11 protein-coding genes are annotated in these 13,372 nt (G+C 66.0%); 6 read left to right on the top strand and 5 right to left on the bottom strand.

Annotated elements, in window-relative coordinates:
• The first annotated feature begins 206 nt into the window (after nt 1–206).
• Both MUG98_RS21190 and MUG98_RS21195 read left to right on the top strand, forming a co-directional pair.
• Entirely contained in the window at nt 207–773 is a 567-nt protein-coding gene (locus MUG98_RS21190) for a hypothetical protein (protein ID WP_265109406.1), read from the top strand.
• 117 nt (nt 774–890) lie between these two features.
• Nucleotides 891–2,405 (top strand): ATP-binding protein, encoded by a 1,515-nt coding sequence (locus MUG98_RS21195; RefSeq protein ID WP_265109407.1) that lies wholly within the window; start codon nt 891–893, stop codon nt 2,403–2,405.
• A gap of 21 nt (nt 2,406–2,426) precedes the next feature.
• Here MUG98_RS21195 and MUG98_RS21200 read toward each other — a convergent pair whose 3' ends face one another.
• Complete coding sequence (locus MUG98_RS21200; RefSeq protein WP_265109408.1) at nt 2,427–3,413, bottom strand: replication factor C small subunit; 987 nt, start codon at nt 3,411–3,413, stop codon at nt 2,427–2,429.
• Between the two features lie 226 nt (nt 3,414–3,639).
• Between MUG98_RS21200 and MUG98_RS21205 the strand changes: the two genes are divergently transcribed.
• The 4 genes from MUG98_RS21205 to MUG98_RS21220 all read left to right on the top strand — a co-directional run bounded on the left by MUG98_RS21205 (nt 3,640) and on the right by MUG98_RS21220 (nt 6,891).
• A complete protein-coding gene (locus MUG98_RS21205) occupies nt 3,640–4,719 on the top strand; it encodes a bactofilin family protein (protein WP_265109409.1) in 1,080 nt (359 codons plus the stop codon).
• Nucleotides 4,720–4,812: 93 nt separating this feature from the next.
• Nucleotides 4,813–5,034, top strand: a complete 222-nt coding sequence (samp2, locus tag MUG98_RS21210; RefSeq protein ID WP_265109410.1) for a ubiquitin-like small modifier protein SAMP2 — start codon at nt 4,813–4,815, stop codon at nt 5,032–5,034.
• 124 nt (nt 5,035–5,158) lie between these two features.
• Nucleotides 5,159–6,403: a serine hydroxymethyltransferase gene (glyA, locus tag MUG98_RS21215; RefSeq protein ID WP_265109411.1), complete on the top strand. Its 1,245-nt coding sequence runs from the start codon at nt 5,159–5,161 to the stop codon at nt 6,401–6,403.
• Between the two features lie 137 nt (nt 6,404–6,540).
• A complete protein-coding gene (locus MUG98_RS21220) occupies nt 6,541–6,891 on the top strand; it encodes a nuclear transport factor 2 family protein (RefSeq protein WP_265109412.1) in 351 nt (116 codons plus the stop codon).
• 127 nt (nt 6,892–7,018) lie between these two features.
• Here MUG98_RS21220 and MUG98_RS21225 read toward each other — a convergent pair whose 3' ends face one another.
• The 4 genes from MUG98_RS21225 to MUG98_RS21240 all read right to left on the bottom strand — a co-directional run bounded on the left by MUG98_RS21225 (nt 7,019) and on the right by MUG98_RS21240 (nt 13,323).
• Nucleotides 7,019–7,249 carry a DUF7860 family protein gene (locus MUG98_RS21225; protein ID WP_265109413.1) on the bottom strand — a complete coding sequence of 77 codons (231 nt, stop codon included), beginning with the start codon at nt 7,247–7,249 and terminating at the stop codon, nt 7,019–7,021.
• Between the two features lie 484 nt (nt 7,250–7,733).
• A complete protein-coding gene (locus MUG98_RS21230; RefSeq protein ID WP_265109414.1) occupies nt 7,734–9,356 on the bottom strand; it encodes a BCCT family transporter in 1,623 nt (540 codons plus the stop codon).
• Between the two features lie 204 nt (nt 9,357–9,560).
• A complete protein-coding gene (ilvA, locus tag MUG98_RS21235) occupies nt 9,561–10,796 on the bottom strand; it encodes a threonine ammonia-lyase (protein WP_265109415.1) in 1,236 nt (411 codons plus the stop codon).
• 4 nt (nt 10,797–10,800) lie between these two features.
• Nucleotides 10,801–13,323: a GcvT family protein gene (locus MUG98_RS21240; protein WP_265109416.1), complete on the bottom strand. Its 2,523-nt coding sequence runs from the start codon at nt 13,321–13,323 to the stop codon at nt 10,801–10,803.
• Nucleotides 13,324–13,372: the final 49 nt, after the last annotated feature.

Here is a 13,372-nt window from a genome sequence, read left to right on the forward strand (position 1 = left end):
CGTGTTTGACCGTGCAGCGGGTAAAACAGTTCCGCAACTGGTATGCCACGTCGTTCTCGCGACGGGAGTTCGGGCGATACAGCCCGTGAACCGACGCTCGAACCGGCGTTCTGTTTGTATTATACCTCACGCGGAATTCGACCATCGCCGCCTCTCGCCGCGGCTCACAGATAACGGTTTTTATGTGAGTATTCCAGATAGACCGTATGAAACGCCGCACGGTCCTCGCGGGCACTGGAAGCGGCCTTTCTTCCCTCGTTGTCGGGTGTCTACAGGAGACGAACGACACCGAACCGGACGAGAGTAGCACTGAGACGTACGAACTCGTGCAGTTTAGTGCCCCGACCGGAACCTCTGACTGGGCCGGTCACGAAGAACGGTCGGGATATCTCGAATTCTATGGCTCGACGGATGTCGCATTTGCCAACCTCGACTTCAACTACGTCGAGGAAGAGCGACGGGACGCGGTCGAATCCTTCGTCGAGGAAACCGAGTTCGACGACGAAGCCCTCCTGTACATCGCTTCAAGAGGCCCAGATACGTCATACACGGAAATTGCCGTTGAGGAACTCGAAACCGATGCTGGCGTTATTATCGGGACAGCAAGAGCAAAAAGACCGCAAAACGGCGGCGGCGGTGGCGGCAGTGCGGTTACCTATCCCTCGGCTCTCGTTCGCATCATCGGTCCGATGGAGGCACCCGAACGAGCCGAAATAACAGTCGTTGACGGTTGGGGTGAAAAAACCGAACTTGTGGCAGAGATGCAACGATAAGCCCACCAACCGATTACAGGTAGCTGCCGTGGTGAGTGACCGGTACATATTTAGTGCCGTTCGCTCGCTGTCTGTGACGAGGACCTGCCCACAGCACGCACCGATCGGCCCACTCACATGATCGACATCGTCCTGTACGTCGCGGCAACCGAATCCGACGCCGTCTCGGGGGCCGCCGACCTCGAGCGCGTCGCCGCCGGCCCCTCCGTAGTGCCGGCCGTCTCGATCGAGACGATCCGCGAGCGAGCGCCGGCGGCCGACTGCGTCGTCTTCGCGGAGACGCCGACGACCGCAGCCGGTGCGCACCTGCTGGACGTGATCGAGGCCTGCGACGCGACGCCGCTGGTGCTCTACACCGATTCGGAGTACGCGCCGACGACCGCGCGAGCAACCGACGGGATCGATGGGTACGTCCGTCGCGACGGTGATCGAGCCACCATACACCTCGTCGACGAAATCCGCTGGGTGTGCCACGAACCGGAACGCGGGACCGCGCAGGCACCGATCCCGATCGAACCGCCAGGCGAGACACCCTCGAGCGAACCGGACGAGGACTGGTTCGAACCCCTTCTCGATGCTATTCCGGACCCCGCCGTTCGGTACGCGATCCCGGACGGCGACGCCGTCGTCCGAAACGTCAACACGGCCTTCGAGGACGCGTTCGGGGACGATCGTGCGACGCTCCGCGGGACGCCGCTCGCGGACCACTACGTCCTCGATTCCATCGCGGACGCGCCGCCGGTCGGGCAGCATGCGGCCGACGACCCGCTCCGCGTCGTCGAACACTGCGAGACCACGGACGGTCACCGGACCCTCCTCGTCACCGCCGTCGCGCTCGAGCGTGAGGACGAGTCGACCGGCGGACTCGCAACGTTGAGGGACGTCACCGAACGAAAGCGCCGCAAACGGGAACTCGCCGCCCAGCGGAAGCGATTCGAGAAGTTCGAGCGGATCGTCGAGGGAGAACTCCGCGACCTGCTCAACGTGGCGGAGGCCTATCTCATGGTCGCACAGGAGACGGACGATCCGGACCACTTCGCGGAGGTCGAGACGGCCCACGACCGACTCGTCGAGTGGATCGACACCCTGTCCACACTCGCGCGCCGGCGGGACGTGATCGCCACCGTCGAACCCGTCGCCCTGCAGGACGTCACCCGCCGCGCGTTGGCGCGACTGGACGGAGAGGCCGATCTGAACCTCCACCTCGAGGACGATCGCCTGCTCGAGGCGGACAAGGAACGGCTGACGGACGTTCTCGAGTACCTGTTCCGGACCGCCGAACCGGACGTCGGGACCGGGTCCGACGCTGCCGGCAAGCCCGACAGCGGCGGGCCGGTCACGATCCGCGTCGGCACGTGTTCGGACGGGTTCTTCGTCGCTGACGACGGCGCCACCGTCACGGAGGAACAGCGCGAGATGCTACTCGAACCGGATACCGAGACGGGCGATCGACGGGGCTACGCCCTGGCGATCGTGCGACGAATCGCCGAGGCCCACGGCTGGTCGGTGGCGATCGACGAGAGCGACGCGGGCGGCACGCGCGTCGAGTTCAGCGGGGCAGCAGCCGACGCGACGGACGTCTTTCCCGATTCGCTTCAGGAGCCGGTGATCGATCGGGACGTCGACCGGTGATCGATCGGGACGCCGACCGGGTTATTCCTCGAGTGCCAGCGACGCGAGCAGCGCTTCCAGTTGTAGCCGCTCGTTGGCCCCCTCGGTGATCCGGTAGTCCACTTCGCCGAGTCGCTCGAGCAGATGCACCGTCGTCCGCTCGGGGACGTCGAACTCCCACGCGGAGCGGTGAAGCTGGTCGATGACGTCCCCGCCGGCGAGACCGCGATCGGTCAGCAGATCGTCCAGCGCCGCACGGGCGGCCGTGAAGTCGCCGTCGATCGCGTGCTCGACCATCGCTTCGACTTCCTCGGGGCGGGCCGTCGAGGTGAGCGCGAAGACGGTGTCCTCGTCGACGGTCTCGCCCATTACTGCGGCGGCCTGCAGGGCGTTGATCGCCTTGCGCATGTCGCCGTCGGCCGCGTAGACGAGCGCGTCGACGCCGTCGTCGGTCACCTCGATCGCCTCGGTCTCGGCGATCTCGCGCACCTGCGCCTCGATCGCCTCCCCGGAGAGTTCGGTAAAGCGGAAGACTGCGCACCGCGACTGGATGGGGTCGATGATCTGGCTCGAGTAGTTACACGAGAGGATGAACCGGGTGTTGTTCGAGAACTGCTCCATCGTTCGGCGCAGCGCGGATTGGGCGTCGCTGGTCAGCGCGTCGGCCTCGTCCAGGAAGATGATTCGGTGGTCGTAGCCGCCGAAGGAGGAGCGCGCGAAGTCCTTGATCCGATCGCGAACGACGTCGATCCCGCGCTGGTCGGAGGCGTTGAGTTCGAGGAAGTTCTCGCGCCAGTCGTTACCGTATATTTCGCGGGCTACAGCCTGTGACGCGGTGGTTTTTCCGGTTCCGGCCGGCCCCGCAAACATGAGGTGGGGGAGGTCGTCCTGCTCGACGTACCGCTGCAGTCGCGGGATGATATTCTCGTGGCCCTTGATCTCGTCGAGCCGTTCCGGCCGGTACTTCTCGATCCAGACCTCGGTCTTGCCGGGAGTCGGCTCCGCCGCCTCGGCGTCGGCCTCGCTCATACCGATCGCAAAGGGCGGCCCGCAGATAAATCGCCCGAAGGCCGTGCTCGCCGAGTGCTGGCTGCAGCCCAAGTGGCCGCCAGTCCCGCGTACGAACGACGGTGGCCCGAGAACTGTCACGGGCGGACCGACGCCCGATCCCGCCGAACCGACAGCGAATTTGTATTTTCATCACTCCCGACGAGAGCGGTGTCCGTTTTTGCCGTTCGAGGATGAAGTTAGCTGTGTGACACGCACGACGCGGCTCCGGAGGGTCCTGACGGTCGCGATCCTGCTCGGGATCGTCGCCGGAACGATCGCGATACCGACGGCCGTCGCCCAGTCGGACGAGCGGGCCGGCGGCACGGTCGTCGTCGAGGAGGGCGAGACGGTCGACGAGATAGAGACCTTCGCCGGAAACGTGATCGTCCGCGGCACCGTCACCGGCGACGTGAGCGCCTTCGCCGGGAACGTCCACATCGAGGGCGATGTCGGCGGCAACGTCGAGGCGGTGGCCGGCAACGTCGAGATCAGCGGCACCGTCGACGGCGACGTCAGCGGCGCGGGCGGGAACCTCGTCGTCGCCGAGGGGGCGACGATCGGCGGCTCGCTCGAGGCGGGCGCCGGCACGGTCGAGATCGACGGGACGATCGAGGGCGACGCCGCGATCGGCGCGGAGACGATCCGACTCGGCGAGAACGCCGCGATCGACGGCGACCTCCGGTACGGCGGCACGCTCGAGGGGAACACCGACGCGGTCGCGGGCACGATCACGGAGGATTCGCGGATCGGGGTGGGGACCGAACCGACGCTCCAGCCGATCACCGAATGGCTCTTCGCGGCCTACGCGTTCGTCATGAACCTCTTGCTCGGCGCGGCCCTGCTCGCGCTGTTCCCCCGGTTCTCCGCCGACGTCGCCCGTCGGGTCGCGACCGACCCGGTCAGGACCGGCCTCGCAGGACTCGGCGTGCTCGTCGGCGTGCCGATCCTGCTGGTCGCGATCGCGATCACGATCGTCGGCATCCCCGTCAGCATCGTCGGCGGCTTCCTGTTCGGACTCCTGGTGTGGATCGGCGTCGTCTACGGTCGGTTCGCCGTCGCCGCGTGGCTCCTCGCCGCCGCCGGCGTCGAGAACCGCTGGCTCGCGCTCGTCGTCGGCCTGCTCGGCGGCGCGATCCTCGGGCTGATCCCCGTTCTCGGCGACCTCATCAACTTCGTGATCCTCCTGCTCGGCCTCGGCGCGCTCTCGATCGGGCTCTACGCGCGCCGCCGCCAGACCCGCGAGACCCCGACGCCGGCCCAGACCGGGGGCCCCGCCGCGGAGTAGGGCGGCGGCGATCGCGTATCCGCGGTTCTCGGCTCTCCGGGGCTCGAACCGCGCAAACAACGACCTCAAGAACCCCCGCTCGTAAGGACGGGTATGCACGTCACCGTCGACGTCAAGGGCGAGGACACCCACGAGTTCGATCTCGACGCGGTGGGGACCGACGGCGATCGCGGGCCGACCTACGCCGATCTGCTCCGCGAAGTCGACCTCAGCCCCCACGAGGTGAGCGTCCTCGTCGACGGCCGCCCCGTCCCCGAGGATCAGCCGGTCGAACACGACCACGTGACGGTGTTGCGGCTGATCAAAGGCGGGTGAGGGGCGACCTCGAACGCCGATGACGGTCGTCCGTCCGTGCGCACCGATCGAAGGTGAGCGAACTTTTCAACGGGTCGATCACCTGTGAGCAAGATACTTGGACGGATTGCTCGATGGTTATGGTATGCCATCCCCACTCAAAGAAGTCGATCCGGCGGTCGCCGACGCCGTCGAGCGGGAACGCGAGCGACAGGAGTCGACGCTCGGAATGATCGCGTCGGAGAACCACGTTTCCGAGGCCGTTCTGGCGGCCCAGGGAACGGTACTGACCAACAAGTACGCCGAAGGCTATCCCGGGGCGCGCTACTACGGCGGTTGCGAATACGTCGACGAAGTCGAGCGGCTGGCCATCGAACGGGCGAAGGGGCTGTGGGGAGCCGATCACGTCAACGTCCAGCCTCACTCGGGGACCCAGGCGAACATGGGCGTCTACTTCGCCGCCCTCGAGCCGGGCGACACGATCCTCTCACTGGACCTGACACACGGCGGCCACCTCAGCCACGGCCACCACGTCAACTTCTCCGGTCAGTTGTACGAGGTCGACCAGTACGAGGTCGACCCCGAGACCGGGTACATCGACTACGACGCGCTCGCCGAACAGGCCCACGAGGTCGACCCCGACGTGATCGTCAGCGGCTCCTCGGCGTATCCCCGCGAGTTCGACTGGGAGCGCATCGGCGACATCGCCGCCGAGGTCGACGCACACCACCTCGCTGACATCGCCCACATCACGGGCCTCGTCGCGGCGGGCGTCCACTCGAGTCCGATCGGGCACGCGGCGTTCGTCACCGGGAGCACGCACAAGACCATTCGGTCCGGTCGCGGCGGCATCATCATGTGCGACGAGGAGTACGCGGACGACGTCGACAGCGCGGTCTTCCCGGGCAGCCAGGGCGGTCCGCTCATGCACAACATCGCCGGCAAGGCCGTCGGCTTCGAGGAGGCGTCGACGCCGGCGTTCGAGGAGTACGCCGAGCGAACCGTCACGAACGCGACGGCGCTCGCGGACGTCCTCCAGGATCGAGGGGTTTCGCTGGTCTCCGGCGGCACCGACAAACACCTCGTGCTCGTCGACCTCCGCGAGTCTCACCCCGACCTCACCGGGGCGGACGCCGAGGCTGCACTGTCGGCCGTCGGCATCGTCGTCAACAAGAACACGGTCCCGGGCGAGACGCGATCGCCGTTCGTCACCAGCGGGATCCGGATCGGCACGCCCGCACTGACGACGCGCGGGTTCGGTGCCGAGGGGATCGAAACGGTCGCCCACCTCATCGCCGACGTCCTCGAGGCTCCCGAAGACGACGCGACGCTCGAACGGGTTTCCGGGACGGTCGACGACCTCTGCGAGTCGTTCCCCGTCTACGAGTAGTCGCACTCACCGATCGCGCCGCGATACGGGCCCCCCGACGAGTCTCGTGTCGCCGAGACCGACGGAATCGTTAATACTGGTTGTGTTGAACTATCGACAGCCTTGCCGGAGCGGCCGACCGGCGGGAGGGGATACGCATGACAACGACCGAATCCGTACTAGAGCACCACCTCGAGGCCTTCGGAAACCAGGATCTCGAGGCGGTCATGGAGGATTACACCGACGAATCGACCGTCGTCACCAACATGGGAACGTTTCGCGGACTCGAGGAGATCGAGGGACTGTTCACGAACCTCTTCGACGAGTTCGACGATCCGGACGCGTCGATCACTATGGAGGAAGAACTCGTCGAAGGCGAGTTCGCCTACATCATCTGGACCGCCGAGACGCCGGAGAACGACTACGAGTTCGCGACGGACACCTTCCACATCCCGGACGAGACGATCACCTTCCAGACGTTTGCGGGGAAGATCAGTCCGAAGGAGTGAGGTCCATCGAACGGACCGACGAGCGGCGAATCACTTATTTTTCCGCGTCCCGGTAGCTACGCGTTCACGGCGTCTAGGCCGGTCTATTTCGGTACGATGAAGCGTCGCTACGGACACTCGATGATCCCTACGACTTCGTGAGCGGAAGGAAGATTCCGAAGACGAACGGCGAGAAAAAGCCGATCAGAAGACCGACTATTTCGGAGTACAAAAACAGCGTCTCTTCCCACGTCGGGAGTTGATCGAAGAACGCGTGGCCGATGAGTTCACCACCCGCTCCGAGTGCGAACAGCCCGAGTCCGATCAGGAACCCGGTTTTGGTCAGGAATGCGTAATCAGGGGAACTGTACTGTCCCATACGATGGAGTATGTGGACTGCAAATTAATGGTTTCGTCCATCAACGAACCGTAGAGGACGTCCTGTTCCGCGGGTCGAATATGTTCCGTACTATCTGTCGGGATACCGTTGACCCGAGGAGATACCAGACGGTCCACGTCGGCATCTGACCGAAGAGAGGTTTTCGCTACGAGACGGCACCCACTATCGGGGCGAAGAGAGGTTCTTCCCACGAGACGGCGCCCGCTATCGGGACGACTAAGCCCGTCTCGCTGGTCCCGAGGTAACCGCCGTCGACCTTCCGGCGGAGGCAGAGAAATACGAGGATTGTCACCAGCACGATCCAGACTGTCGGGCGGAACTGTGCCTATCAACCCTGTCGTTTGAGCACGGGCTCTATTCTTCGGGCCGCCGCTCCTGTCGTCCAGTGGGCGTTTCGACGAGTTCGTCTCGGCATCACTCGGAGCCAGCGTCGAACGGGCAGCGACGGACGGGCAGCGACGCCTCAGTCGTCGTCCTGTGCGCCGCCGATGACGTCGCCCGAACCGGGCACCTCGACGCCGTCCTCGTCCCGGAGGAACAGCGGGCGTTCGGTCCCGAACGAGAGCCCCATCGAGGCGACGGCGATCAGGGCGATAACCGAGAACGGTCCGCCGGTGATAATCGCGGCCGCCTGCAGCGCGTCGACGCCGCCGGTGACCATCAGTAGCGACGCGAGCGCGCCGATGAGGAATCCCCAGATGACCCGGTTGACGGTCGAGGGCCGTTCGACACCGCCGGTGGTGAGCATCCCGAGTGCCAGCGTCGAGGAATCGGCCGACGTGACGAGGAAGGTCGTCACGAGCACGAGGAACAGCACCGTCAGCAGTCCGCCGAGCGGCAGCGCTTCGAACAGCGGGTAGCCGGACCCGGCCTCGCCCAGTTCGCTGATGACGGTGAGGATGTCGGCCTGGCCGGTCTCCTGCATGAAGATCGCCGTCCCGCCCATCGTGGCGAACCACGGGATGGTCACGCCAGTGGACGCGACCACGCCCGTGACCGCGACCTGTCTGACCGTGCGGCCGCGCGAGATGCGGGCGATGAACAGCCCGACGAACGGCGTCCAGGAGAACCACCACGCCCAGTAGAAGACCGTCCAACCGCCGACCCATCCGGCGACGCCGCCCCCCGTTGCCTCCCCGGCACCGGTGTAGAAGCTCATCGTGATGAACTGGTTGAGGTAGGCGCCGAGCGCTTCGGTCCCGATCGACATGATGTACGTCGTGGGGCCGAGGAGGAACGTCGCGACGGTCATCACGGCGAACAGCGCCATGTTGAAGTACGAGAGCCGACGGATCCCCTTTCGCACGCCGAGTGCGACCGAGACGGTGAACGCGACGGTGAGTCCGGTGATCACCAGCACGGTACCGGCGTCGCCGACGCTCGCGCCGGTCATCCACTCGACGCCGACGAGGAACTGGTTCCCCACCAGCCCGAGCGTCGTCGCGACGCCGCCGATCGTCGCGAACACTGCGAGCACGTCCACGAACTTCGCGACCGGTCCGTCCAAGTTCTCGATCCCGACCCAGGGGGCGAGCACCGTCGAGATCCGCAACGGCGCGTCGTGGCGGTAGGCGTAGTACGCGATCGGCAGGGCCATGACCACGTAGGCGGTCCATGCGGAGATGCCCCAGTGGAAGAACGTGTACTGGATCGCACCGACGGCGGCCTCCGGCGTCTGCGACTCCGCACCGACGAACGGCGAGACGGCGTCGTAGTGGAAGATCGCTTCGGCCGGCCCCCAGAACACGATCCCGGCGGCGATCCCCGCCGAATACAGCATCGCGAAGTACGCGAGGAACGTAAACTCGGGTTCCTCGTCGTCGCCCCCGAGTTTGATGTTCCCCCAGGGCCCGAATATCAGGAACGCGACGAACGCGACGAGGGCGAACATCGCGATCAGGTACCACCACCCGAGCGCCGTCCACAGGAAATTGTTCACACTGTCCATGTAGCCGTACGCGGTATCCGGTCTGAGAACGAACCCGAGTACCGCGACGGCCGCGACGACGAACCCGATCCCGAAGACGACGGTGTCGAGTTCGTCGAAGAACTGGCTTGCCGTACTGCGTGTGGCTGAATCATCCATTGTTGGTCACCGTGTCGCGTCGTTGCCCCGAGACTCGAGCGACTGACGGCCAGTCGAGCGGCACATCCACCCGCCATACGACGGCCATTCATGTCACAGGACGACATGACACCTGTTGACAAGCCCCCCCCATCAGTGTTCATCTTAATTACCAGCAATGCTTTTAAGCGCTCGGACGGGAGGAGACTCGCGCTCACAGTAGCGTCACGCGTTGACGTGTCTGACCTCGTATCCGTGATCGCGTATCGATCGGATGATCGCTCGAGACTGCCCCGCACCGCTGGTCTCGATCTGAAAGAGCAGATGGGCCTCACCGACGTCGAGTTCCGGCGCCGATCGATCGTGACGGACGGTCTGGATGTTGGCGTTGTGGCTGGCGATGAGCCCCGAAATCTCCTCCATCTTTCCCGGCTGGTCGTCGATCCGAACGCGCAAGCGCAACAGTTGCTCCCGATCGCTCAACGCGTGGACGAGCACCGTCTGGAGCATCGTCATATCGAGGTTGCCGCCACACAGAAGCGGCATCACCGTCTCGCCCGCGACGTCCAGTTCCTCGCTGATGACGGCCGCGACCGAGGCCGCACCCGCCCCTTCGACGACCTGTTTCGCCCGCTCGAGCAGCAACAGGATCGCACGGGCGATCTCGCCGTCGGTCACCGTCACCACCTCGTCGACGTGCTCCTCGATGTGCGAGAGCGTCAACCGGGAGATCCCGCCCGTGGCGATGCCGTCGGCGATCGTCGTCACCGACTCGAGGGAGACCGGATCGCCCTTCTGCAGGCTCTCTGGAACGGTCGCCGCCCCCGCGGCCTGGACGCCGACGACGCGCGTCTCCGGCGACAGTTCGGCGAAGGCAGTCGCGATGCCGGAGATGAGCCCGCCACCGCCGATCGGGACGACGATCGTGTCCACCTCGGGCAGGTCCTCGTACATCTCGAGGCCGAGCGTTCCCTGGCCGGCGACGATCGCAGGGTCGTCGTAGGCGTGGACGAACGTCGTCGCGTCGTCGTCGACGAGTCCGCGCGCGTGGCGCATCGCGTCCCGGAAGTCGGTCCCGACGAGTTCGACGTCGGCGCCGTAGCTTCGAGTCGCGTCGACTTTCGCCTGAGGTGCCCCTTTCGGCATGACGATCGTCGAGTCGACGCCGAGTTTCGTCGCCGCGAGGGCGACGCCCTGCGCGTGGTTGCCGGCGCTGGCCGCGACGACCCGCTCGGTCCCGCCGTCGGCCGCGCACTGCGCGATCTTGTTGTACGCGCCGCGGGTCTTGAACGAGCCGGTCCACTGCAGGTGTTCCATCTTGAGGTGGACCTCGCCCCCCGTTAGCTCGTCGAGGGACGTGCTTCGCTCGACCGGCGTGTGCTTGACGACCGACTCGTCGTCGAGTCGATCGCGAGCGGCCTCGATATCGGCGAATTCGACGGTCCTTGACTCCCGGCTCATTGGCTCACCGGAGCATTCGTTCGCGGTCGGGATCGAACAGCGGTCCGTCCCGTACCGTCGCGGCGTGGCGCTCGTTCTCGTAGCGAATCTCGACCGCACGGCCCGCCTCGGCGACGTCGGCTGGCAGGTAGGCGTAGGCGATACCCGCGTCGATCGTGTAGCCGTAGTCCGCGCGAGCGACGTATCCGAGCACCTCGTCGCCGTCGGTGTCCGGATCGAGCACCGGGTGGCCCGCGTCGACGAGTGACCCGGGTTCGTCGAGCGTGATCGGAGCGATCTTTCGGTCGATGCCCTCGTCACGCGCCGCGACCAGCGCGTCCTTGCCGACGAAATCGGTTTCGAGGTCGACCGCGAATCCGATGCCCGCCTCGTACGGATTGTACTCGGGAGTGACGTCGGTGCCCCACAGCCGGAACCCCTTCTCCATGCTCGTCGAATCGAGGGCCGCCCAGCCCATCGGGACGATGCCGTACTCGTCCCCGGCGTCTTCGATCGTCTCCCACAGCCGCGCGCCGTACTCCATCGGCGCGTAGAGTTCCCAGCCCAGTTCGCCGGCGTAGGAGAGCCGGAGCATCGTGACGGGAAGGCTCTCGAGGTGGGTCTCCCGTGCGGTGTAGAACGGGAACGCGTCGTTCGAGAGATCGGCCTCGACGAGCGGCGACAGGACGTTGCGGGCGTCGGGGCCGAAGACGCCGACGCCGCAGAGACTCGAGTCGCGGGTCGTCACTGACACGGAGCCGTCGTCGGGCGCGTGCTCGCGGACCCACCGGGAGTGCAGGGTCGCGGAGTTGCCGCCGCCCGTGAACAGCACGTACCGATCGGCCGCGAGTCGGGCGGCCGTCACGTCCGCGAGGACGCCGCCGTCCTCGTTGCACATCGCGGCGTAGCGAATCCGGCCCGGTGAGACGTCGACGTCGTTCGTCAGGAGGCTCTGGAGGAACTCGCAGGCCCCCTCGCCCGTCACCTCGATCCCGGTGTAGGTGGTCATGTCGACCATCGCGACGCGGTCGCGGACGGCCTGGTGCTCGACGCCCTGGGCCTTCGACCAGCCCCGATCGAGCCAATCCGGCCTGTCTGGAACGTCGTACTCCTCGAGCAGGGATTCGTTGGTCTCGTACCACTGCGGCGTCTCCCAGCCGCCGGCGTCGTAGAACTCCGCACCGAGTTCGGCCTGGCGCTCGTAGAACGGGCTTCGGCGGAGCGACCGCTGCACTTCGGGCTGTTCGCGCGGATGGATCAGCTGATACACTTCTTGGTACTGCTGTGCGCCGCGACCCCGGGTATACTCGCGCGACCCGGCGTGGGGCTGGAACCGGGAGAGGTGGGCCGGCGTGGCGTCGACGCGCTCGCCGTCGAGTCGCGGAACGCCGTCTTCCATCCAGTAAGCGACGATACTCCCGGCACCGCCCGACTGGGTGACCCAGATGGCTAGCGCCCACCAGAGGCCGTCGATCGATTCCGTCGGTCCCAGGATCGGCATCCCGTCGGGAGTAAAGCAGAACATGCCGTTGATCGCGGACTCGAACTCGGCGTCCCGAAGTTCGGGAACGAGTTCGCAGGCCGCGTCGTAGGCCGTCTGGTCGTGATCCGGGTGGGTATTCTCGTAGAAGTGCTCCGCGGTAAACTCCCGCAGCGACGGGTACTCCAGACCCAGGTCCTCGAGTTTCTCCGGGCCGTAGATGTCCTCGGGGTCGACCAGCAGCGGTTCGTGGTTGTACGAGCCGACGCCGTAGGATTCGCCGTGCTGGCGGAAGTACAGCGATCGGTCCTGGTGGCGCAACAGCGGCTGTTCGATCTCGCGGTTCGCGCCCCGAAGCGCCTCGAGACCGTCGGAGACGAGATACTGGTGCGCGCAGGGAACGAGCGGGATATCGACGTCGACCATGTCGCCGAACAGCGGGCCCCAGATGTTCGTCGCGATGAGAACCTCGTCCGCCGCGATACGTCCGCGATCGGTGACGACCGCCTCGACCCCGCCGTCGCTCGTCTCGAGGTCGGTCACGGTCGTCTCGCCGTAGAACTCGGCACCCGCCGAGCGAGCCTGCTCGGCCATCGTCGCCGAGGCGTCGACGGCGTGGGCCTTGCCGTCCGTCGGGACGTAGTAACCGCCGTGGATGACTCCCTCGTCGATCTGTGGGACGCGCTCGGCCACCTCGCCGGGGGAGAGGAGTTCGCCGTCCTCGATACCGTGGGCCTGACCCCGCTCGCGCTTTCGTTTCAGGTAGTTCCAGCGGTCCTCGGTGTACGCGACCTCGATGCCGCCACACGTCCGGAAGCTCTCGAGGTCCTCGTACAACTCGCGCGTGTACGATGCCATCCGGGTCATCAGCCTGTTTCCGGCCGTCTGGAACACCAGCCCGGGTGCGTGCGAGGTGGAACCGCCGGTCTCGAACAGGGGCCCCTGGTCGACGACGACGACGTCCTCGCGACCGAGACGAGCCAGGTGGTAGGCGGCGCTACAGCCGACGCAACCGGCGCCGACGATGACGGTCCCCGCGGTGTCGGGAAGTGTGGTCCCTGTACTCATATGACATAGCTACTGCCAGACGACCGGGCATAGCTATCCGGGTGAATAA

Source organism: Halosolutus halophilus (assembly GCF_022869805.1).
Lineage (GTDB): Archaea > Halobacteriota > Halobacteria > Halobacteriales > Natrialbaceae > Halosolutus > Halosolutus halophilus.